This is a genomic window from Nocardia sp. NPDC046473 (genome assembly GCF_040645995.1).
In the GTDB taxonomy this organism is placed as follows: domain Bacteria; phylum Actinomycetota; class Actinomycetes; order Mycobacteriales; family Mycobacteriaceae; genus Nocardia.
The window spans coordinates 336,430-359,457 of sequence record NZ_JBEYZJ010000012.1 but is presented as its reverse complement, the minus strand read 5'-3'; the positions used below and the strand labels follow the sequence as shown (position 1 = coordinate 359,457).

The 23,028-nt window shown below is 66.2% G+C and carries 12 protein-coding genes; 2 read left to right on the top strand and 10 right to left on the bottom strand.

Annotation, left to right across the window (positions count from 1 at the left end; all coding sequences use genetic code 11):
• The 4 genes from ABZ942_RS38735 to ABZ942_RS38720 form a co-directional block, all read right to left on the bottom strand.
• Positions 1-1,976: type I polyketide synthase (locus ABZ942_RS38735; protein ID WP_357391158.1), on the bottom strand; the 1,976-nt coding region annotated here is incomplete at its 3' end.
• Positions 1,976-8,725, bottom strand: coding sequence for an SDR family NAD(P)-dependent oxidoreductase (locus ABZ942_RS38730; RefSeq protein ID WP_357391156.1), 6,750 nt, complete (start codon positions 8,723-8,725; stop codon positions 1,976-1,978). The genes ABZ942_RS38735 and ABZ942_RS38730, both read right to left, overlap by 1 nt.
• Positions 8,726-8,851: 126 nt before the next feature.
• On the bottom strand, positions 8,852-10,369 hold the full coding sequence (locus tag ABZ942_RS38725) for a long-chain fatty acid--CoA ligase (RefSeq protein WP_357391154.1): 1,518 nt from the start codon (positions 10,367-10,369) through the stop codon (positions 8,852-8,854).
• Between the two features lie 36 nt (positions 10,370-10,405).
• Positions 10,406-11,626, bottom strand: coding sequence for a glycosyltransferase (locus ABZ942_RS38720; protein ID WP_357391152.1), 1,221 nt, complete (start codon positions 11,624-11,626; stop codon positions 10,406-10,408).
• Between the two features lie 223 nt (positions 11,627-11,849).
• Here ABZ942_RS38720 and ABZ942_RS38715 point away from each other — a divergent pair, with 223 nt between their 5' ends.
• On the top strand, positions 11,850-12,356 hold the full coding sequence (locus ABZ942_RS38715) for a hypothetical protein (protein WP_357391150.1): 507 nt from the start codon (positions 11,850-11,852) through the stop codon (positions 12,354-12,356).
• Positions 12,357-12,426: 70 nt separating this feature from the next.
• Here ABZ942_RS38715 and ABZ942_RS38710 read toward each other — a convergent pair whose 3' ends face one another.
• From ABZ942_RS38710 to ABZ942_RS38695, 4 genes are read right to left on the bottom strand one after another with little or no spacing between them, the layout of a single operon-like run.
• On the bottom strand, positions 12,427-13,662 hold the full coding sequence (locus ABZ942_RS38710) for a histidine kinase (RefSeq protein ID WP_357391148.1): 1,236 nt from the start codon (positions 13,660-13,662) through the stop codon (positions 12,427-12,429).
• Between the two features lie 36 nt (positions 13,663-13,698).
• On the bottom strand, positions 13,699-14,922 hold the full coding sequence (locus ABZ942_RS38705; RefSeq protein ID WP_357391146.1) for a glycosyltransferase: 1,224 nt from the start codon (positions 14,920-14,922) through the stop codon (positions 13,699-13,701).
• Positions 14,923-14,946: 24 nt separating this feature from the next.
• Entirely contained in the window at positions 14,947-16,194 is a 1,248-nt protein-coding gene (locus ABZ942_RS38700) for a nucleotide sugar dehydrogenase (RefSeq protein ID WP_357391144.1), read from the bottom strand.
• Positions 16,195-16,246: 52 nt separating this feature from the next.
• The gene (locus ABZ942_RS38695) at positions 16,247-16,963 is read right to left on the bottom strand and encodes a PIG-L family deacetylase (RefSeq protein WP_357391142.1); all 717 of its coding nucleotides are present in this window, start codon (positions 16,961-16,963) and stop codon (positions 16,247-16,249) included.
• Between the two features lie 301 nt (positions 16,964-17,264).
• On the opposite strand from ABZ942_RS38695, the gene ABZ942_RS38690 reads away from it, so the two are divergent.
• Positions 17,265-18,455, top strand: a complete 1,191-nt coding sequence (locus ABZ942_RS38690; RefSeq protein ID WP_357391140.1) for a polysaccharide pyruvyl transferase family protein — start codon at positions 17,265-17,267, stop codon at positions 18,453-18,455.
• Positions 18,456-18,531: 76 nt separating this feature from the next.
• Here the strand turns inward: ABZ942_RS38690 and ABZ942_RS38685 are convergent, their stop codons facing one another.
• Together ABZ942_RS38685 and ABZ942_RS38680 are read right to left on the bottom strand one after the other, a co-directional pair.
• Positions 18,532-20,238: a thiamine pyrophosphate-binding protein gene (locus tag ABZ942_RS38685; protein ID WP_357391138.1), complete on the bottom strand. Its 1,707-nt coding sequence runs from the start codon at positions 20,236-20,238 to the stop codon at positions 18,532-18,534.
• Positions 20,235-22,946 (bottom strand): aldehyde dehydrogenase family protein, encoded by a 2,712-nt coding sequence (locus tag ABZ942_RS38680; protein WP_357391136.1) that lies wholly within the window; start codon positions 22,944-22,946, stop codon positions 20,235-20,237. The genes ABZ942_RS38685 and ABZ942_RS38680 overlap by 4 nt, the downstream gene beginning before the upstream one ends.
• Between the last annotated feature and the right edge of the window lie 82 nt (positions 22,947-23,028).

Genomic DNA, 23,028 nt, shown 5'->3' with positions numbered 1-23,028 from the left:
GCCGCAGACAACTCCCCAACCGAATGCCCCACCACCACATCAACATCCACACCCCACGACACCAACAACTCGAACAACGCCACTTCCACCGCGAAAATCGCGCACTGCGCAAACTCAGTACCCCCCAACACCTCACCATCACCATCGATCACCTCACGCAACGACCGACCCAAATACCGATCGAACTCCCCACACACCTCACCAAACACCCTGGCAAACACCGGAAAAGCCGCACACAACTCCCGACCCATACCAACCCGCTGACTACCCTGCCCGGTAAACAACACCGCCAACTTGCCATCAACGCCCACCGGCTGCGCGACGGTCGTGCCCTCCGCCAATGCGTCGAGGCCGCGACGGAGCTCCTCGTCGTTACCGACCACCGCAGCCCGCCACCCGAACGCGGTCCGCGTCGTCGCCAACGACCACGCCACATCCTTCGCCGACACCCCCGGCGCAGTCACCAGCCACTCACGCAACCGCACAGCCTGCGCGGCCACCGCCGCCGCCGACCGACCCGACACCAACCACGGGACTACCCGATCAGCTTCGGCCACAACATCATTCGACCGCACCAGCTCCGCCGGCCCAGGGGCCTGTTCCAAGATCACATGCGCGTTCGTGCCACTGATCCCGAACGCCGACACTCCGGCCCGCCACGGACGGCTCACCTCCGGCCACGGCTGAGCTTCGGTCAACAACGACACCGCACCCGAAGCCCAATCCACCTGCGACGAAGGCGAATCCACATGCAGCGTCTGCGGCAACACCCCATGCCGCATCGCCTGCACCATCTTGATCACACCACCCACACCCGCAGCGGCCTGAGTATGCCCGATATTGGACTTCAACGACCCCAACCACAACGGATGCTCCCGACCCTGCCCATACGTCGCCAACAAAGCCTGCGCTTCGATCGGATCACCCAGCGCGGTAGCAGTCCCGTGGCCTTCGACCGCGTCGATATCGGCAGGCACGAGCCCCGCGGCAGCCAGCGCCGCGCGGATCACCCGCTGCTGCGACGGACCATTCGGCGCCGTCAAACCATTCGACGCACCATCCTGATTCACCGCCGAACCACGCAGCACCGCCAGTACCGGATGCCCCTTGGCGAGCGCGTCGGACAACCGCTCCACCAGGAGCATGCCCACACCCTCACCCCACGCCGTCCCATCGGCGGCATCGGCAAACGCCTTGCACCGACCATCCGGCGCCAACCCGCGCTGCCGCGAAAAGTCCACGAACCCAGACGCATTCGCCAACACGGTAGCCCCGCCGGCCAGCGCCAGATCGCACTCACCGTTACGCAAGGACTGGGCGGCCAGATGCAATGCCACCAATGACGACGAACATGCCGTATCCACCGACACCGCAGGCCCGACCAGCCCGAGGGTGTACGCGATGCGACCCGACGCCACGCTGGGCACGCTGCCGCTGAACAGATATGGCTCGAGGTCGGCCGAGACCTGCGCCGCAGGCGACGAGTATTCGTTGGGGATGACGCCGACGAACACCCCGGTTGCGCTGCCGCGCAACGACTCCGGGTCGATACTTGCCCGTTCCAATGATTCCCAGGAGGTTTCCAGCAGCAGCCGCTGCTGCGGATCCATCGCCAGCGCCTCACGCGGCGAAATACCGAAGAACTCGGCGTCGAATTCGCCGACCGCGTCGACGAATCCGCCGGACCGGGTGTAGCTCTTGCCCGGCGTGCCGGGCTCCGGGTCGTACAGCGCGTCGATATCCCACCCGCGGTTGTCCGGGAACTCGCTGATCGCGTCGGTGCCGGACGCCACCAGCTGCCACAGGTCTTCCGGGGAGCGAACGCCGCCGGGGAATCTGCAGCTCATCCCGATGATGGCGATCGGCTCGCCGACGGCCTCGGTCAGTCGACGGTTCTCGTCGCGCAGACGCTCGGTCTCCTTCAGCGAGGCCCGCAGCGCGGCAATGATCTTGTCGGTGTTCTCGGAGCCCGTCATCAGGCAACCCTCCACTTTCCTGAGGAGTCGGCGTCGTGCAACGCGCGTGCGATGAGCTGGTCGGTGTCCATCTCGTCGATCGACTGTTCCGGCGCGGCGGGCTGTTCGGGCGCGTCCGCGCGCTCGACCAGGTCCAGCAGCACGTCGAGCAGCCCGGCCGCGCGCAGCCGGTCCACCGGGATGGTCGTCAGCACCCGCCGGATCTCGGTGTCATCGGTCGCGGACGGTGCAGGCCCGGCTTCCTCCGGCAGCAGCCGCGCCCGCAATTCGGCGGCCAATTCGGCCGGTGTCGGGTAGTCGAAAACTGCGGTACCCGGCAACCGGATACCTGTAGCCGCGCCGATGCGGTTGCGCAGTTCTACCGCGCTGAGCGAGTCGAAACCCAAGTCGCGGAAGGCTTGTCGGGCGCCGATCTGTTTCGGTGAGTCATAGCCGAGCACCGCTGTCACATGTGCACGCACCACGTCCAGCAGTATCCGGTCCCGGTCCCGGGCCGGGCTTGCCAGCAGCCGCTCGGCCAGGCTGGGCCCGCTCGACACCGCGGCATCGACGATGCGCCGCGCCGGTGCCCGGACCAGCCCACGCAGCAACGCGGGCAGTTCCGTGCCGGTCTGCGTCCCAACGACACTCAGGTGCGCGGCGATCACCATCGGCACCGGCTCGGCCTGCGCCAGATCGAACAATCCGAGTCCGTCGGCGTTGCTCAGCGGCGCCATCCCGGAACGCGCCATCCTGGCGATGTCGCTGTCACCGAGGTGACCGGTCATGCCGCTGCGTTGCTCCCAAAAGCCCCACGCCACAGCGAGTCCGGGCAGACCACGGGCCCGTCGGTAGGTCGCCAGTGCGTCGAGGAAAGTGTTCGCGGCGGCGTAATTGCTTTGGCCCGCTTCGCCGAACACCCCGGCCGCCGAGGAGAACATGATGAACCCAGCGAGGTCCAGGTGCGCGGTGAGCTCGTGCAGGTGCACGGCCGCATCGACTTTCGACCGCAGCCCGGCATGCAGCCGCTCCGACGTCATCGACCGCACCAAACCGTCGTCGAGCATTCCGGCCGCGTGGACCACTGCGGTCAGCGGGCGACTCGCCGGAATAGACTGCAGCACAACGCTCATGGCGTCCCGGTCGGCCGCATCGCAGGCCACGACGGTGGCGGTGGCGCCGAGCTCGGCGAGTTCGCCCACCAGCTGTTCGATCCCATCCGCCCGCGGGCCCCGGCGTGAGGTCAGCACCAGATGCCGGATGCCCTGGGCGGCAACATGTCTGGCCACCAGCCCGCCCAGCGCGCCGGTGCCACCGGTGATCAGCACCGTCCCTTCGGGATTCCACCGGGCCGGAATGGTCAGCACCTGCTTACCTACGTGCTTGGCCTGGCTCATCGTGCGGAGCAGCTCCGAGGCGTTGCGCACGTCCCACACCACCGGCGGCTCGGGCCGGAGCCGACCGGAATCGAAGAGCTCCCGCAGTTCCCGCCACATCTGCTGGATCCGCTCCGGCCCCGCGTCCAGCAGCACATCAAAGGCCGCGTACTTGATGCCGGGATACTGCTCGGCGACCGCGCCGGCATCGCGAATGTCGAGTTTGCCCATGTCGATGAATCGACCGCCCGCGCGCAGCATGCCCAGCGACGCGTCGATGAACTCGCCGGTCAGCGAGTTCAGCACCATATTCACCGGGCCGAACTTGCCCGCGAATTCGAGGTCGCGCGACGACGCGATGGCCGCGTCGTCGAAGCCGAGCCGGCGCAGCACCGGCCATTTGCCCGGGCTCGCGGTGGCCAGCACCTCTGCGCCGAGTGCGCGGGCGAGCTGTATCGCGGCGATCCCCACGCCGCCGGTCGCGGTGTGCACGAGCACCGTCTCGCCCGCCGCCAAGGCACCGAGGTCGACCAGGCTGTAGTAGGCGGTCAGGTAGACCACCGGGATGGCGGCGGCTTGGTGGAACGACCAGCCGGGCGGGATCGGCGCGACGAGCCGACTGTCCGTGATCGCGACCGGGCCGAAGATGCGCGACGCGAACACGCCCATGACCCGGTCGCCGACGCGCAGGTCGGTCACCGCCGCGCCGACCTCGGTGACGATCCCGGCACCCTCGTTGCCCATGGTCGTGTCGACGACGTCGCGAGTGAGCTGCATGCCGAGGGCGCGCAGCACGTCTTGGAAGTTGAGTCCGCAGGCTCGCACGGCAATCCGGATCTCGTGCGGTTCGAGTGGCCGGAGTTGTTCGGGCGCAGGCACAATCGCCAGCTCGTCGAGACTGCCCTGCTCGCTGGACCGCAGCCGCCACGGCAGCGTGTCGTCCGGGAGGGTCAGTGCCCGATTGTTGCTTGCCCTGGCGAGCCGCGGCGCGCGCAGTTGTCCGGAACGGATGGCCAATCGAGGTTCCCCGGCGGCGAGTGCGGCGGCCAGTGCCTGCTCGACCGGGTGCCCGTCGACGTCGATCAGCAGCAGCCGCCCCGGCTCCTCCGCCTGGGCACTGCTCAGCAGACCCCACGCCGAGGCCGCGGCCAGATCGGTCAGCTCGTCGGCGGCCGCAACGGCCACCGCGCCGGAGCTGATGAAAACTGCCACTGTGTCTGCGAATCGGTCGTCGGCCAGGAAGGCTTGTGCGGTCGTCAGGCAGTCCTGCACCGCCGCGTGCACGGTGCCCGTCAGCCCTCCGTCCGAGGTGGACGACATGGGAAGGAAAAGATGTTGCGGCACTGGTGCTCCCGCGTCGAGCAGCGCAGTGAGTTCGGCCAAGTCGGCGAACTGCGGACCGAATCCGAACGGCGTACCCAGCCTGGCGCATTGCTCGCTGTGCACCGCCGCCTCGGGCAGGCCCACCGAGGTCCACCGCAGGTGGAACAGCGAGTTGGCCAGTCGAGCCGCGTTGCCGTTCAGCGTGTTCGGATCCGCGGCACGCAAGGTCAATCGCTCGATAGCGGCGACCGGTGCGCCGGTCTGATCGGCGAGGTGAATGCTCACCCCATCGTCGGGCGTCGCGCTGATCCGGACGCGCAGCCGGCGGGCCCCGACCGCATACAGCTGCACGCCGATCCAATTGAACGGCAGCTGAACCTGTTCCGCGCCAGCCGTTTCGGCCAATCCGATGCCGTGCAGTGCCGCGTCGAGCAGCGCGGGGTGCACACCGAAACCGGTGGACTCGGCGCTTTCCGGCAGTTCCACCTCGGCATAGACGTCAGCACCGGCACGCCATGCCGCAGTGAGTCCGCGGAAGGTGGGCCCATAGCGATAGCCCTGCGCCTCCAGCGACGAATACAACTCGCTCACATCAACTGGGGCGGCCCCCGCAGGCGGCCACACGGTCAACTCCTCCGGTTCCCAATCTACAACCGGCGCAAGCAAACCCGTCGCATGACGCACCCAGTCGCCACCGTCCTCCGGCCGGGAGAACACACTCAGCGAACGCCACTGTCGTTCGTCGGCCGCACTCACCACCAACTGCACCTGACGACCCTCGTCCAGCAGCAACGGCAGCTCCAACGTGAGCTCTGCTACCCGCCCCGCACCCACCCGATCACCGGCATGCTGAGCCAGTTCGACGAACGCGGTACCTGGCAACAACACCACACCATCGACCGCATGATCGGCCAGCCACGGATCGCTACGCACCGACAACCTGCCGGTCAGCAGTAATCCGTCTCCTTCTGCCAAAACCACTGCGGCACCGAGCAACGGATGATCGGCGTCAGCTAACCCGAGCGTCTCCGCGCCGCCACTGTGCCGACCGGAGTCCGTCAACCAGTATTTGGTGGGTTCGAAGGCGTAGGTCGGCAGCGCGTCATCGTCGACGGCGACTCCAGCGAAGACAGTGTCCCAATCGAGCGGCAGCCCGCGCACATGCAGGGTGGCCAGCGCGCGGGCCAGACTGTCCGCGTCGCCGCGGCCGGACCGCAGCACGGGCAAGGCCATCGTGTCCGCCGCATCGGATTCGTCGAGGCAGTCCAGGACCAGCTGGCTGAGCACGGAGTCCGGGCCGACTTCGACGAAGGTGCCGACGCCGAGTTCGCGCAGCCGCCGCACGGCATCGAAGAAGCGAACGGGGTTGCGAATATGCCGAATCCAGTACTCGGGCGTGCCGATCTCGGCCGCGGCGACCAGTCCGCCGGTGACCGTCGAGACGAGCGGGATGCGCGGCGGGTGATAGGTCACCAGCTCGGCGATCTGCTGGTACTCCGCGAGCAGGCCGTCCACCAGCGGCGAGTGCGAGGCGTGGTTGATCGCGAGCCGCTTGGTCTGGCGGCCCTGCGCCCGCAGACCGTCCACGATGGGCTGGACGTCGTCCTCGGCACCGGACAGGACGATCGACTCGGCTCCATTCACCACCGCGACGGACACTCGTTCGGTCAGTAGGGGGGTCACCTCGGCCTCGGTGGCCTGTACCGCGACCATGACGCCGCCGACCGGAAGCTCGTCGGACAGCCGAACGCGCGCGGCCGCCAGCATTGCCGCGTCCTCGAGCGACAGCACACCTGCCACATGTGCGGCCGCCAGCTCTCCCGAGGAATGACCCGCGACGTAGTCGGCGCGAAAACCGAAGTGCTCCAGCAGTCGGAACAGCGCGATCTGGACGGCGAACAGCGCGCACTGATGGTAGGAGAACACCTGAAGCAATTCTGCCTCGGCAGAACCTGATTCGGCGAAAAGCACCGGCTTCAGCGGCTGGTCCAGCTGCAGGTCCAGATAGCCGCAGGCTTGGTCGAACGCGTCGGCGAAGACATCGAAACGCTGATAGAGCTCACGGCCCGCGCCGAGGCGCTGGCTGCCGCCACCGGTGAACAACACGCCCACCTGGCCCGGCCGCGATTCGAGGGGACCGATCACCGCGGGCGACTCCGCGCCGTCGGCGAGCTGAGTCAACGCGTCGCGTAGCTCGGCCCGGTCGGCCGCGAACAGCGCGGACCGCACGCCGAGCGCCGTCCGCCGGGTCGCTGCGGTCGCGGCCAGCTGAGGCAGGTCGAGTTCGGCACTGGAATCCAGCTGCCGGCCCAGGCTTTCGGCCTGCCGACGCAGCGCGGCGTGGTCGGCGCCGGATACCAGCACGGGCCAGCCGAGATACGCGGCGGCACCGGTAGGCGCCGCGACACCCTCGACCGCCTCCTCCAGGATGACGTGCGCGTTGGTGCCGCTCATGCCGAATGAGGAGACACCGGCGCGACGCGGGCGACCGCCCGGCGTACGCCATTGCTGCGCCTCGGTCAGCAGCGCAACCTTGCCGGCGAGCCAATCAACCCGCGTCGACGGCGAATCGGCGTGCAACGTGCGCGGCAACACCCCGTGCCGCATAGCCTGCACGGTCTTGATCACGCCGGCGATACCGGCGGCCGATTGGGTGTGGCCGATGTTCGACTTCACCGATCCGATCCATAGCGGATCGGCCCGGTCCTGCCCGTATGCGCCGATCAAAGCCTGCGCCTCGATGGGGTCGCCGAGCGTGGTGCCGGTCCCGTGCGCCTCGACGGCGTCCACCTCCGCAGGCGTCAAGCCTGCCACCGCAAGCGCCCGCTGGATGACTCGCCGCTGCGCCGGACCGTTCGGCGCGGTCAGCCCGTTGGAGGTGCCGTCGGAATTGATCGCACTGCCGCGCACCACTGCCAGCACCTGGTGGCCGTTGCGGCGCGCGTCGAGCAACCGCTCCACCAACAGCAAGCCGACACCCTCACCCCACGCGGTGCCGTCCGCGTTGTCGGCGAACGGCTTGCACCGGCCGTCGGGCGCGAGGCCCCGCTGCCTACTGAACGCGACGAAGTCACCCGGACTCGACAAGATCGTCGCCCCTGCGACGACGGCGAGGCGGCATTCACCCAGCCGCAGGGACTGAGTGGCCAGGTGCAGTGCCACCAGTGCGGATGAGCAGGCCGTATCGACGGTCACCGTCGGCCCTTCGAAGCCGAATGTGTAGGCGATCCGGCCGGAAAGGACACTCGACGCGGTGCCGGTCAGCAGGTAGCCCTCGAGTTTTTCGTCGGCGTCGTGCAGCCGCGGTCCGTACCCCTGGTTCTCCGCGCCGACGAAAACCCCGGTCCCCGGACCGGACACCGCGGCAGGCTTGATGCCTGCCCGCTCGAACAGTTCCCAGGTGCCCTGCAGCAGCAGCCGCTGCTGCGGGTCCATCGCCAGCGCCTCGCGAGGCGAGATGCCGAAGAACGACGCGTCGAATTCGGTTGCGTCGTGCAGGAATCCGCCACGCTTCGTGTAACTGGTACCGGGTGCGGACAGGTCCGGGTCGTAGAGCGCGTCCACGTCCCAGCCACGGTCACCCGGAAAGTCGGAGGTCGCGTCGATCCCGTCGACGACCAGCTGCCACAGTTGCTCGGGCGAGTGCGCCCCGCCAGGGTAGCGGCAGGCCATGCCCACGATCGCGATCGGCTCGTCGGCGTGCGAACTACCTTCCGCGACAGTGTCATTCGAGTCGGCGGAGCCGAACAGCTCAATGCACAGCAATCGCACAAGTCGCTGCGGTGTCGGGTAATCGAACGCCAGCGTCACCGGCAGGTCGAGACCGGTCGCCGCGACCAGGCGCCGGTGCAACTCGACTGCGGCGAGCGAGTCGAAGCCCAGCTCGAGGAAGGGCAGGGTCAGCTCGAGCCGCTCCTGCGCCCGTTCGCCGAGCGCGGCGCGCGTTTGCGAGGTGACCAGCTCGTTCAGTGCCCGAATCTGCTCAGGCTCAGGCGCAGTGACCAATTCGGTGATTATCGCCGGCCAGTCACTCGTTTCCCGCCGGGCCTGTTCGTTCAATTCTGCTCGCATCTTTCACCGTCTCCTATCGGGACCCACTGCCCTGGTGAGGTGCCGCCGACGACGCTGCTGGCATCCGCGCCACACATATTTCGGGCGCCACCGCGTTGCCCCATCCTCCAGCTGCTCCTCGATGAATCAGCTGTGCGCCCGTAATGCACGCTTGTCCGGCTTACCTGCCTCGGTGAGCGGCAATTCCGCACACCGCCGTATAACGACAGGCACATGCGCGGGCGATAATTCGGCGGCGACGTGCTCTTTCAGCCGCTCGGTAAGATTTTCTGCATCGCCATCGGCCACGATTACGGCATGGACCCGCTCGACGGAATCGTGGTCGGCGACACCGAAAACGGCGGCCTGCACGACATCTGGATGCGCGAGCAGCGATTTCTCGACTTCAGCCGGATAGATCTTCACGCCGTTCGTCTTGATCATTTCGCTCAGCCGGTCGACCAGATGCAGGTAGCCGTCGTCGTCGAGATAACCGATATCGCCGGTGCGCAGCCAGCCGTCGAGCATCACCTGGTCGGTCAGCTCGGGGGCCCGCCAGTAGCCCTGCATCATCATCGGCGAGCGCAGCCAGATCTCGCCCGCGGCACCCGCGGCGAGCTCGGCTCTGGACTGCGCGTCACGAATGCTCAATTGGACGAACGGAATTGGCTTGCCGACCGTGTGCAGCAGTTCCGGTTGCCTGTGCTCATCGGCGGTCAACCCGGCGATCGCCCATGACTCCGTCGAGCCGTATACCTGGGCCAGTGCGTCGCCGAACACCTCGACGGCCTGCCGCAACCGCGCCGGCGCGGCGACACAGCCGCCGTAGTACAGGCCGCGCAGGCTGGACAGATCGGTGCCCGCGCGATCCGGATGATCGACGAGCTGGTACAGCTGCGGCGACGCGAGGTAGAGCTGGTTGACCTGATACCGCGCGACCGTCGCCAGCACCTCACCTGCCTCGAACCGCTCGCGCAGAATCAGTGTCCCGCCGCCGGCCAGCACACCATCCGCCATGCCGGCCACCGACTGGGTCAACGGCGTGGTCACCGCCATCACGGCCCGATCGCCGCCTGCACGCGCGCTGCCGACCGCAAGGCCGAGCGCGGAGAACGGACGCCCGACGCCCTTCGGCACCCCGGTCGTCCCGCTGGTGTACACCACCATCGCGGTGTCGCCCATGGTCGCCTCGATCGGTGCGACCGCCACGTCCGCGGTCAGGTCCGGTACTTCCGTGTCGGTGAACCCCCAGCCGAGCAAACGGGTTGCCGTACCGGCCGTGACTTTCGCTGCCTGCGCGTGACGGTCGGCATCGGTGATGAGCACGGTGCTGCCCGACCGCTCCAACACCATGCGCTGGGTTTCGGCCGGCACCTCGTCCAGCGGGTCGGCGGCGTTCACCCCGCCGATGTGCATGACCGTCGCGCCGAGCAGATTGCCCGCGTACCGCGCGAGCAGCGTCGCCGGACTGTTGACCACGGTCAGCAAGGCGACCGTATCGCCCGGCCCGATGCCGTTGTTCCGCAAGGCGCACGCGACACCGTACACAAGTTCCCGACAGCGGGCCGCGGTGAAATCCTCGCCGCGCCAACGCAATACCACTCGCTCCGGATCCGTATCGAATACCTCGAGCAATTCGCCGACGTAATGCCCCGCACTGACCACTATCGCTCCATTCGTTGATTCGACGCGCCGGGTCCATCAATTCCTGGGCGAGTCGACAAGTTCTGCTACGTAGTCCACCGCGGCGTCGACGGGAGGCAAGGTGAGCATTCTCCGGTGCGCCCGCCGCGATTCGGCGGCGATCCGTTCATCGGCGAGCACCGCCGTGCACGTTTTGAAAACACATTCTCCGGACAGCTCAGCCAGCCGCTCACCGAGGCCGAATCGAGTGATCCGATCGGCATTGTGCATCTGGTCGCCGAATTGAGGCAGCGTCACCATCGGGGTCGCGGTGCGTATTCCTTCCCGCACACTGTTGTATCCCGCATGCGTAAGGAACAGCTCGGCACACTGCAGCACGGTCGGTTGCGGCACCCAGTCGCGCAGCAGGATGTTCTTGCCGACCGAGATGCCGTCGACCGAAAAGCCGGCGGTAGCGACCACCGCATCGCAGTCGACTTCGGAAAGGCCTTCGATCAGTGCGCGCATGATGACCTCCGGCGGCGTGGCCGATTCCGGCAGGTCCACTCCGTATTGCTGGAACGCGCCGAGCATCGGCAGCGCGGTACCCACCGCCGCCAGCACGAGCGGGCGATCACCGGACAGCTCAGCGAACTCGGGCGCAAGCGCGTCGTTGCCACCGACCTGCAACGGCTGCCGGTAGGCGAACGGGCCGGGCAGGTCGTATCCGGCGAAGGAATACTCGGGCGGCACACTCTCGAACCGGCCGAACCGGTGCAGCACTCGCTGATCGTCGTCGGGCGGTAAGCCGAGCTCGGCACGCCGCTCGGCCAACGGCTCGACCAGCCCCATCGGGTCAATGATGTTCCCTGCCCCGGAGGGCGCCGAAAAGTGTGGGATGCCAAGGGTTTCAGCAACCAACATCCCGGCCAGCTCCGCTCCGTCGCGCACCACCGCATCGGGCCTGAACTCCTCGGCGATCGGCAGGACGATCCGATAGATCGCCGTCAGATGTGGGCCGGCCGCGGTGCGCAGCAGTTGATCTCGAATGCTGAGCTCCGGCAGTTCGGCGCCGCCGTCCTGTTCGGCAGCTTTGCGCGCACGGATCAAAGCGCTGATCGACTCGACGATCCCCGGCAGCTCCGCCCGCACCGGCAATGCGGCCGCCCGAAACACGTCGGCGAGTTCCGGCGCGGTCACGACGAGCACGTCGTGACCCGCGCGGGTGAACGCGACAGCCAGCGGTAGCACTTCTCGGGCATGCCCCTGTGACCCGGTCACCGTACACAGAATCCGCATGGTCCCACCTGTCCCTATTTCGTCTCGTCCCCTGTGACCCCAGCCAGAACGGTACGGTTGCGGCGGAACGGCCTCCAACCCCTAATGCCCCCCCATTTGCCCTGCCGCACCTGTGGTTCGAGGAAATATTCAACCCGGATCTCAACCCTTGGGTTGGTGCCTCCGGTCACACCCCGCCGTTAACGTCGGTGCGCACAGTTACGCAAAACCAACGGAGGACGGTATGCCGACCAGCACACTGACCAATGGCGCGCTCGTGGTCGGGGTGATCATCTACATGATCTACCGAAAGTTCACGTGGAACGAGATCGTCAGCACCGAGGTCTGGGGCACCCCGGCCACCTTGTTGATCATCGGCGTGCTCCAATTCCGGCACCTGGACAAGGTTTTGAAGCCGGCCGACATCGCCATCATCGTGGTCGGGATCGGACTCTCCGTCCTCGGCGGCGCCGCGATGGGCACCATGACCCAGCTGCGCAAGGAAGACGACAAGTGGTTTCAGAAGGCCGGTAAGGCCGGATTGATAGTGTGGGTGGTCATCACCGCGGCACACGCGCTGATCGAGGCGGCCGGTCACTTCGCCGGTGCCGAGGTCGCTTCCAGCGGTGCCGTGATGATCCTGACCATGGGCGCCAACACCCTCGTCATGACGTTCATCCTCAACGCCAGGACCGGTGGCGTGAAGCCCCCGGCCCGGGGGAGCGCCAATTCGACGGGCTACCCCAGGTAACCATCGCGCACAACATTCTCGATCCGCTGACCCTCGAGCCCACTGACCAGTGGCGCGTCCGGCACACCCCTCACGCCGGACGCGCCACGCTTGGTACCGCCGGGTCCGGCCGCACCGACCCCTGCGGAATCGAGGCATGGATCTGCCAGTACGGCACGCCTTGCTCGTCGCGGACCACCGCCGCCCGCAGGTCCCCGTTGACCAGCTCGATTCGCTCCCGCATTCCGGTCAACCCGTAGCCGGGCGCCGCGCCGTTCGAGCTCGCTCGATCCGGGAATTCATTGTCGTCCAACCGATTACGCACGGTCAGCGATACGTCGTCCGGACCATAGCGCAGACACGCGTCGACCTCTCGGCCACGTGCGTGCTTACCTGCGTTGGTCAACGCTTCCCGGGTGATCCGCAAGAGCGCGATGGTCTCCGCCGGAGCCAGCTCTCGATACGTCCCTTCCTGCCGGAACTCGGCTGGTGTGTCGTGGTTCCGGCTGAAAGATTCGACAAGGTTGCGCAACGACTCGGGCAACGACCGCACGTTTTCGCGTAATGCCGCGACCGCATGGCGGGCGTCGGACAAACCCTGCTCGGCCAGGCGCTGCGCATTGCCGAGATACTGCGCGGCACGATCGACCTGCCGGTCTTCTTCGGTGAGCAGCGCATGTGCCACTTCCAACTGAACGCGCAAGGCGCCCAGCGAATGTGCCAGCACGTCGTGCATCTCGCGGCCGATCCGCGCGCGTTCCTCCGCCGCGGCCGCGTTCAACTGCTCACGGTGCGCGATTTCCACCTGGATGAGCCGGGCGATGTATTGGCGCCGGTTCAACCCGGCCAGCGTCGCGATGACCACCGCGCCGAGGTAGCTGACCAGGCTGCTCGTCGCCCAATAGCTGACCGACCCGAAGATCAACAGGCCAACCAGGGCACTGACCAGCACCAACGACCAGGCCGACGCCTCGGTCAGCGAGACATAGGTGCCAACGATGACACAGAGCATGATGATGGCCGAACCGTCGCTCGGTGCACCGCTGACGGCAGCAAGCAAGGTAGCGGCCCCGATCAGGGTCGCGCGCATCGCCACGGGCGCCTGCTGGGCAAACAACAGCCAGCACGCCCAGCACACCGACACCACACCGTAAACGGCCCAGAGCCAACCGAATCCGTCCGGCGGCCGGGAAGAGATGAGCGTGGCGCCGATGACCGCGGTGCTCAGCCAGGGAACGGCTAGTCCGCCGGAGAACAGCCGTTGCACGGAGATCCGGATGCCCGGCGGCGCATCGGGTTGGTCCACAAGCGCACGGGACTGGTCCATACGCCCATCTTGGCGCACCCGCACATGCGCTGCCAATCAGTATGTTCGCTGCCTGACCAGCGATTCCAGCTGTGGCACCACATCCGATACCGCCGTCAGTGTCAACATCGCACGCTGCACCTGTCGCATGCGGTCGCGGAAGACGTCGTCGGCAAGAACCCGCTGACAGGCATCGGCGATGGCGGCCGGCGATCGTTCGGTCACCGACACGCCGAAGCCGTAGCGCTCGACGAGATCGGCGTTCGTCAGGTTGTCCCCGTATTGCGGAAGCACGACCATCGGGGTACCTGCCGCCATGGCCTCCCGGATACTGTTGTAGCCACCGTGCGTGACGAACAACTGCGCACACTCCAGCAGCAGCAGTTGCGACATCCACTCGACAACACGGACGTTCGCCGTACCGCCGCCGACTTTATCGACCGCGATCCCACCGGTGGACACCACAGCGCAACACTCGAGCCGCGCCAGCGCCTCCGCGACCGCGCCGATCGTCTTGGCCGGATTCCGCATCTCATCGCCGAGATCGACGCCCGCGTGCTCCGCCGACTCCATCAACGGGAATTCGCTGCCGACCGCGGCAAGGACGAATGGCAGCTCAGCCGGCATGGTCGTGATGTCGGGGACCAGTAGCTGACGTTCACCGGTCGATGGCTGCCGGTAGGCAGCGGGGGCCGGCCCTGGAAAGGTGGCAAAACTGTATTCTACTGGTACACAGTCGAATCGGCCGAAACGAAAGATGGCGAACGGGTCGGACTGCACCGGCAGGCCCAGCTCGGACCTGCGCTTGTTCAGCGGTCCGCGCACTCGCTCCGGCTCCAGGATGTTGCCGTCGCCGGAGGGGGCGGCGACGTGCGGGATGTCCAGTGCCTCCGCCAGCAGGCAACCGGAAAGCTCGCCGCCGTCCCGGATCAGCAGGTCGGGCTGGAAGCGCTCGGCGACCGGCAGCAGCTGCTGGAACGCCGGGACAAGGTGTGGTCCGGTCGCCACCCAGGTGATCTGCCCGGCCGGTGTCTCGAAGCCCGCCATCGTCGCCGGGTCGAGAGTCATTCGACCGCACAGCAATTCGATGAGCGGAGCCAGTACCTCGGCCATTCCCGGCAATACCGGGTGCACCGCACCGACCTCGTCGTCGAGTCGCGGCGCCAGCTCCGGTGTGCAGGCGAATTCCACCTCGTGTCCCACCGACGCCATGGCGCGCGCCAGCGGCAGCACCGAGTTCAGATGGCCGACGGAACCAGTGATCGTGCACAGTACTCGCATCATATTCCCTTGTCGCCGTACGAATTACAGGCTGATGACGTCGGCGGAGCGGAGCGATCCTGTGGTGTCGAACAACCGGCGCGCCGCGGCGATCATGGGCAAGTCGTAGTCACGGTGGCGTTGCAACAGAATCGTGAGATCGGCTTGCCGCAGCGCCGCGGCCAGGTCAGGTACTCGCTCGATTTCCCCGTCCGGCCACCGCAGTTTCTCGACATACGGATCGTGAAATGACACGGACGCACCGCGTTCGAGCAGCGAGCTCGCGATCGGCACAGCGGGCGTGTTGCGGGTATCGGCGGTGTCCGGCTTGTAGGTCACCCCGAGCAGCAGCACGTTCGCGGCGTGCACCGCAACTCCGCTGTCCTCGAGATTCTTACTGACCCGATCGGCCACCCACAACGGGGCGGATTTGTTCACCCGGTTCGCCGTTTCGGCCATGTGGAAGGGCAGGCCGAGGGTGAACGCGTGGTGGACCAGATACAGGGGGTCGACGGGGATGCAGTGGCCGCCTACCCCGGCACCCGGCCAGAACGGCATAAAGCCATAGGGTTTGGTGGCCGCGCAGTCGATCGTGTCCCACACGTCGATATTCATGCTGTGACACAGCTGCGCGAATTCGTTCACCAGCGCGATATTGATTTGGCGGAAGGTATTTTCCAATATCTTGGCCGCCTCGGCCTCCCGCATCCCCTTGGCCAGGTGCACCTCGGTGATCTGCCGGTAGAAGGCGGCGGCTCGCTCCCGGCATACCGTGGTCAGGCCACCGACGACCCGTGGTGTGTTCATGACGTTGTAGCGGGTGTTGCCGGGATCGATCCGCTCGGGCGAATACGCCAATGCGAAGTCGATGCCTGCGCGCAAACCTGTCTCCTCGAGGATCGGCAGCAGCAGGTCGTGCGTGGTGCCGGGGTATGTCGTCGACTCGATGATGATGAGCTGCCCGGGCCGCAGGTGGTCGCGCACGGTCTCGGTCGCGCTGGTGAGCGGCGTCAGGTCCGGCCGCTCGTCCTCGACCGGGGTCGGTACACACACGACGATCGTTTCGCACTCCGACAGCACCGAACTGTCCGTGGTGGCCCGGAACTTCCCGCGTATTGCCGCCACCTCGGCGTCGGCCACCGTGTCGACCGGCGACAGACCGGCGTTCACCCGATCCACTCGACCGCGGTCGATGTCGATGCCGATCACACTATTGCCTGCACGGGCAAACGCCGCGGCAAGCGGTAGCCCGACATATCCGATGCCGATGATGCCCAGTCGCTGAGCGAACATAATTACTCCGTAGGTGTATAGCCAACTCTGAGAAGGTGATTGGTGGCCGGCCTCAGCAGGCGATGCGGTATGGCACGAACGACTCGGCGTAGGCCAAGGCCAGCGACGAGCCGGCCGCCGCGTCGAGCAACTGGACCTGCCGAATCGAGCGGGGTCCCGAGGCCCGCATCTGGGTGTCGTAGACGCGCAGCGCTTCTTCCTTCGCATCCCAGAAATCCGAGGTGTCGACGTGCAGCCACCACGGCTCGTTGCGCGGTGACCAACGTTCCTCCGCGCCGCGGTAGCCGAGCACCAGGTTGGGCGTCGGCTTGAGGCCGACCGGTTGCGCCCTGGCCGCCGCGAACGCCGCGGCATGCACCGCTTGATGGTCTTGATGGAATCCACTGGCCGACGGGATGAACAGCGCCTGCGGCCGCACCGCGGCCAGCGACGCGACCTCATGGCGCTCGATGAGATCGACCAAGGCCCGGCGCCGGTTACAGATATCGAGTTCCCCGGTCTCGTCGACCCAGGCGATGGTGGCCGTGGTGACTCCCAGAGCCGCGCAGGCCTTTTCGAATTCCTCGGTACGCGTCGCGGGATCACTGCGGCTGCCCCACATCGGAGCGCAACGCACGGTCACGCACAGCACGTGCACTTCGATATGGCCGGCGGCCAGCCGGGCTATGGTGCCGCCCGGGCCGATGGTTTCATCGTCGGGGTGCGGTGCGATGACCAGTGCCCGGTCACCGGGTCGCAGACCCAATATCGACTGATTCGATTCCAGCAACGCATACCCCTTAGCTACCGCAATACTGTTTCGTATCGCGCGGGAGAATCGATGACGAGATAAGGATCGTCGCCCACGGTCAATGACCGCAACCCTTGATCACCCCTACGCCGTCACCGTCCGGCGAGGCAACCCCCCAATTATTCGCCCGCGGACAATTCGGGATTGCGTTGCGGCACCCACACTGCAACGCTTGACATCTCGCTATACCAAATTGCCAACACTGTTCGCGCCGACCCGATGGCGCCTGATGTCCACTGTGTGACATCTACTGGAAACTGCAATTACTGGAGGATCAGATATGCGGATCGGCGTAGTAACCGCGGCGAATGCCGGCCTCGCGAACACCGGCATGCTTTCGGTCGACCTTGCTTTCTGGGCATTCAGCAGGCGCCTCAGCGATGCCGACATCACGTGGTACACGATCCAATCGCCGGACGTCGAGCCCATCCGTCGGTTTGCCCGCGACACCGAGCTACCGTTCAGTTTCCGGCCACTGCTCGGCGCGGAGACCGAATTGGCCGACTACGATGCCGTGGTGTTCTGGGGGGATTTCCTGCATGCGCGCCACTACCTGGAGCAGGATGCGCTGTACTGGTTGACCAGGCAGCAGGTGGTCGCCACCCGCGCCGAGGCGCGCGACCTGCTCGACCCGGCATTACTGCTGTCGACGGCACCGGACGAGGTCATTGCCAAGACCATTTCTTACGGCAGCACCGTGCTGCACAACACCCAGCATGACTACGCGGACGACAGCTACCGCAGCGCCTTCTTTCGGCTGGTATCCGGGTGCCGGATGATCTGGGTGCGCGACGCGATATCGGCCGCGACCGTGACACATATTCGGCGGGATTACGAAAAAAGCCACTTCGGCACTGATGCCGCCCTGCTGCTCCGTCCCGGCGATCTCGACTTCCTACCCCGATCGGGCTGGGCCGATGAATCGCGCGGCGGCGATACCATCGGCGTTTTCGTCGGCGCAAGGACACCGGTGCCGAACTGGCTGCCGGATTTCTGGAACGCAATATCGGATCGGCTCGGCGCACGACTGGAATGGTTTCCGTGGCTCGATGACAAGGTGCCGGCCGAAGCCGCGGACCTGGCCACGCGACCCGGCGATTACAGTGTCGGCGATCTATTCACCAGACTCGCGCAGTATCGTTTGGTGATCACCGATACATATCACCTGTGCATCAATGCGTGGCGGTCCGGGGTACCCGCCATATGCATCGGCGCGCCGGAACCCGGGCCCGCGCCGTACGGGTTTCTCTCGGTGAGCAATCTCAAAAAACACGTCTTCTACCTTGCCTACAACGCGACAGATTTCTATCTGTCCACGGTCGACGAAGGGGAGGCGGCCCGTGTCGAACAAATCAAACGGATCGCGACCCTGATCGAGGACGGCGGCGCCGCGTCGATCACGGAGCGAATGCGGCAGCACGCCGACGAGGCCGAGAAGCAACTCACCGGCGCCTTGCACGCACTGCGCTGAACCAACCGTCCGGCAGCGGTACCTCATCGCTGCCGGACGGTTCGTTTCAGGAAAGCTGTTGCGGCACAATCAATCGTCAGAACTCGCTCTTCGGTTGCGGGAACTCGCCCGCGAGCTCCTCCGGCGCGAACATGGCGTCCTCCAGCCGCGCCGGTACCGTCAATACGACCACATCACCGCGCTCGCACAGCGCCCAGGCGCGGGCAACGCAGTCACCGAGCGACTGTTTGTCGTCCGCCACGATCTGATGCACTCCCTCGATCGACGCGCCGCGTGGCCCGACCGCATCGGGATCGACAAAGCTGTACCGGGCGGACACACCTTCGTGCTTGCCCAACTGTGCCTGCAGCCAGCCGTACCCGCCGTTGCACAGCACGACGTACAGCAGGCCGCCGACCTCCCGTGCCGTCGGCAAGTCCGCGTCGAACATAGCGAAGGCTCCGTCGCCGACGAAGGCGACAACCGGCCGATCGGGAGCCGCCTTACGCACACCGACCGCCGCCGCGGCTCCATAACCGAGGCTGGTTTGTTCGGATGGCACGATCGAACCACCGTTGCCCGCGCAACGCCAGGCCGGAAACCGATAGGACCACATATCCTGTAATCCATTTTCCTGCACCAGGATTCGATCCGCTGGCAAGGTCTGATCCAAGGCGTGCAGCACTTCGAGGATGGACAACTCCGGCTGCGCGCTCAGCTTCTCCATGTTCGCCGCGTGTTCGTCGTGCAGCGCGGCGTTCAGCTCGCGGACTTTACCCGACCAGCCCGCGGCGGCAGGCACCTGCCGCAGCCAATCGGAGAGCACCGCACTCGCGTCACCGAGCACTACCGGACCGGCGAAATCGGTGTTGAACTCGACCGGGTCGACATTGACCTGAACGACGGCGCCCTCGGTCCGCAGTCGATCCGGCCAGCCGAACGTCGCCGTTTCCTCGAGTCTGCTGCCGAGCACGACCACACAGTCGGTGTCCTGCCACAGCGCCTGCACGGTGTCGGGACAGTACAGCCCCGACAGACCGATAAAGGACGACAGGGATTCGTCCACGCTGCCACGGCCGCTGGCCGTGCACGCCACCGCGGCCCCGATGTGTTCGGCGAACCGGCCGATTACCTCGCGGGCACCGCGTGTCCGCATTCCGCCGCCAACCAGTACCAGGGGTCGGTGCGCGGCACGGATGGCCGCAAGCGCGGCACTGTGCTCATCCATTCCGTTGGACACCGACCGCTCCACCGGATACCACCGGCCACCGAACGGGATATCCACCTCACGGAGATGATCGGGCAACTCGAGGTACACCGGGCCTGGCGCGCCGTGCCCGGCGACCCTCATCGCCCGGCGCAGCATCGGCAGTACGCGACCCGGATCGTCTACCCGCTCCGCCCATTTCGCCACCGACCTGGCCATCGTCAGCTGATCGAACTCCTGGAACGCGCCGGAACCGCGTGCGGCAGGCGCCGTGCCCGCGCACAGCAGCAGCACCGGCGCCGCCGAGTACCGCGCCTCGAGCAAGCCCGTCATCGTGTTCGTGACCGCAGGTCCCTTACCGACTACGGCGACCCCGAGCTCGCCGGACTGCATCGCGTAACCGGTCGCCATGAACACGGCGTTGCGCTGGTCCCGGCACACCGTGAAGTTCAGCCCCAGCTCATCGGCTACCACCAGGGCATCGAGATCGTCGGCGGGCAGTCCGAAGACCTCGCGTACGCCGGCCTCGAGCAAGCCGGTCAGCACGGCGCGCCAACCTCCATGCACCGTGCGACCGGCCGAGATGTCCGCGGTCATGAAACACGCCCGACCACACGGTCGGCGGCGCCGAGGTATTCGGCAACCACCTGGCTGAGCAAGAGCGGCTGCGCATACCGCTTCTTCCCGATTGCCACATAATTCGCCCTGATGCCGCGCCCGCCGAACGGCTCGTTGCCGCTTTCGATATCGAGAATGGTTTCGTTCACGCTGACGGCGTGTTTCTGGCCGAGCAGCTGCACCGTCTCCGGCATATCGCCGTAGACGGTCGCCGCCATCGCCCGTTCCTCGTAATACGGGTGGCGCAGCATGGTATGCAACCATTCCGTCGAGCTGAACGGGACGATATTGAAAATCGGCGCGAATAGTTCGACGGGCTTTATCTGCGTATCCGCCGGACGGATCAGCACGGTCGGCCGCAGGTGTCCTTCGGCCAGTTCCACCGTGCCGCCCGCGGCCACGTACTGCCGGTTCTTGCGCAGGTACTCCAAGGCCTGGTCGAACGCGTCCATGTAGAACATCGGACCGTAGTCGGCCGTCGCATCGTCGAAGCCACCGTATCGCAGGGCATCCACCCTGCGGCACAACAAGTTACAGAAGTGTGCGCTGATCGATGTGTGCACAAAGGCCACGTCCGGGCCGAAACAATCCTGCCCGGAGTTCAGCATCCGCGCCCGCAGCAGGCCATCGACTGCTTCCGAGACCTGGGTGTCGGCGCCGATCACGAACGGGTTCACGCCCTGTCCGAAGTAGATGAACAGCTGGTCCGGACGCAGACTCGACAGAATCTTTTGCGCGTTGTCGTATGTTCCGGTGAACACGACAGCGGCCGACTTCGCGCCTTCACCTTCCAGAAACGCATTCTGCTCGCTCTCGTCGAGCACGATCGGCAGGCCATGGGCGCCATCGAGTAGGTCGTGCAACTTCCGCGTGACGTCGGCGATGCGGCGCGACGGACGGAAGACGACCCGTCGGGTGTACAGGCTGGGAATCAGCAGGTACAGCACGTAGCTGTAGAGCGGGATATTCGACGGCATCAACACCGCAAGCTGATCGATCGACGGCGGCGCCGTCCGGCCGACTTCGGAAATCGCACCGTCCAATGCGCCGATGGCAGAGTCTATTTCGTCGCGCGCGGTCTTGCGGTTGCATACCTTCGTGAGCAGTTCCATCACCTCGCCGCTACGCTCGCGCAGCAGCCTGGCGACATCGGTCAGCGCGACGGCACGATCGGCGAACGGAATGTTCGCCAGGTCTCCGGTCGCGGTCATCAGCGAAGTGAGCGGGAACGACGATTTCGCGTCCAGCAGTGCGGTGGCCGAGCAGGCGGCGTCCGTCAAGGCCTGCCGATCGGTTTTACCCACATTGTTGAGCGGGAACTCGGGCAGCACGATGATCCGATTCGGCCGCTCGTGTTCGGCCAGCAGCGGACGGATGAGCTGACGCCAGTGCGCGACCGGCCGTTCCGCCGCGTCCGCGACGAAAAAGACCAGCTGCGTGCCACGCTCGGCACTGTCCACCGGGATCACCCGGACCGGGGCGCCACAAGCACTCGCCTTCTCCGCCAAGGCATCCGGATACAGCGTGTGCCCGAACCGGTGCACCGCGTTCTTCCGGCCGAGCACCCGCAGGTTGCCGTGCACGTCAAGGAAACCGACGTCGTCGGTGTGAAAGCGATGCCGCTTCACCGGTCGAACTCGACCGCCCGGCTCCAGCACACCGATCATCATGTCGGGGCTGTGCACCACGATCTCGCCGATCTCGCCTGCCGGCACGGGAGCACCGACGTTGCCGATCACCTCCACCTGGACGCGGTCGAGCGGCCGCCCGCTATGCACCGGATTGTCCACGGTGGCGAGTGCGATGTTGCCGACCTCGCTGCTGCCGTAGCCGTCCAGCAACGGCTTGCCGATCCGGTGCACGAAAGTCTCGGCCAGCTCGCTGCTCAGCGGTTCGCCCCCGACACACCACATACGCACCGAAGCCAGTTGTGGCACTAGCTCTTTGCGCTTCTCCAAGATCCGCAACATGGTGCGGTAGGTCGCGGGCACCGCATCCACCACCGTCACCCGCTCGGCGAGGATGGACTGCAGCGCGGCGTTGATGCTGCTGCCGTTGTGCGGCAGTAGCGTGCACCCGGTGCGCCACCACAACAGCAGTAGCGAAAAACCGTACTGGTGCGTGAATGGCAGTAGCGGCAGCAGTACGTCAGATTCGGTGTAGCCCATCGTGGCCAGCGTGCTGTCGATATTGCGAATCACCGAAGCAGCGCTGCGCACAATGCCTTTCGGCCTGCCGGTGCTGCCCGAGGACCAGATGATCAGTCCGTCGGTGCGTTTGCCCCACTCGGCCAGCGCGAGCGGCGCGGCCGTGGCCTCGTTGGCACCGGAAGCGCTACCGGCGGCTCGGGCTTGCGCAACCACGTCTCCGATGGACAGCCACCGTACCCGCACCCGGTCGTATTCCGCATCGAGGTCGCCGTGATCAGAGACGAACCATGTTGCGCCCGAATCGGAAAGCAACTCCACCGACATATCCGGCAGCAGCTTACGATCCAGCAAGCATATCGACACGCCGAGCTCGAGCAACGCGAACAGCGCTACCACGAACTCGACAGAGTTCTCGCCGCTCAGTACGACCCGGTCGTCCTGACGCATGCCGTGCGCACGGTACACATCGCCGAGGTCACGACATAACTTGGTGAATTGACTGATGGAAAGTTGTTCGTCACGTTCGTTCAAGAGCATGGTCGCCTCTGCCCCAATCTCGCAGTTGTTCGCAAGGCCTCGCGCTTTCAGCACAGCGCTGAACGCATCTGTATGCCGGTGC

What these genes read in the sequence shown, in the direction of transcription:
- ABZ942_RS38730 (WP_357391156.1), bottom strand. Translation starts at nt 8,725, where the DNA reads ATGCGAGCAGAATTGAACGAACAGGCCCGGCGGGAAACGAGTGACTGG.
- ABZ942_RS38720 (WP_357391152.1), bottom strand. Translation starts at nt 11,626, where the DNA reads ATGCGGATTCTGTGTACGGTGACCGGGTCACAGGGGCATGCCCGAGAA.
- ABZ942_RS38715 (WP_357391150.1), top strand. Translation starts at nt 11,850, where the DNA reads ATGCCGACCAGCACACTGACCAATGGCGCGCTCGTGGTCGGGGTGATC.
- ABZ942_RS38710 (WP_357391148.1), bottom strand. Translation starts at nt 13,662, where the DNA reads ATGGACCAGTCCCGTGCGCTTGTGGACCAACCCGATGCGCCGCCGGGC.
- ABZ942_RS38705 (WP_357391146.1), bottom strand. Translation starts at nt 14,922, where the DNA reads ATGCGAGTACTGTGCACGATCACTGGTTCCGTCGGCCATCTGAACTCG.
- ABZ942_RS38700 (WP_357391144.1), bottom strand. Translation starts at nt 16,194, where the DNA reads ATGTTCGCTCAGCGACTGGGCATCATCGGCATCGGATATGTCGGGCTA.
- ABZ942_RS38690 (WP_357391140.1), top strand. Translation starts at nt 17,265, where the DNA reads ATGCGGATCGGCGTAGTAACCGCGGCGAATGCCGGCCTCGCGAACACC.
- ABZ942_RS38685 (WP_357391138.1), bottom strand. Translation starts at nt 20,238, where the DNA reads ATGACCGCGGACATCTCGGCCGGTCGCACGGTGCATGGAGGTTGGCGC.
- ABZ942_RS38680 (WP_357391136.1), bottom strand. Translation starts at nt 22,946, where the DNA reads ATGCTCTTGAACGAACGTGACGAACAACTTTCCATCAGTCAATTCACC.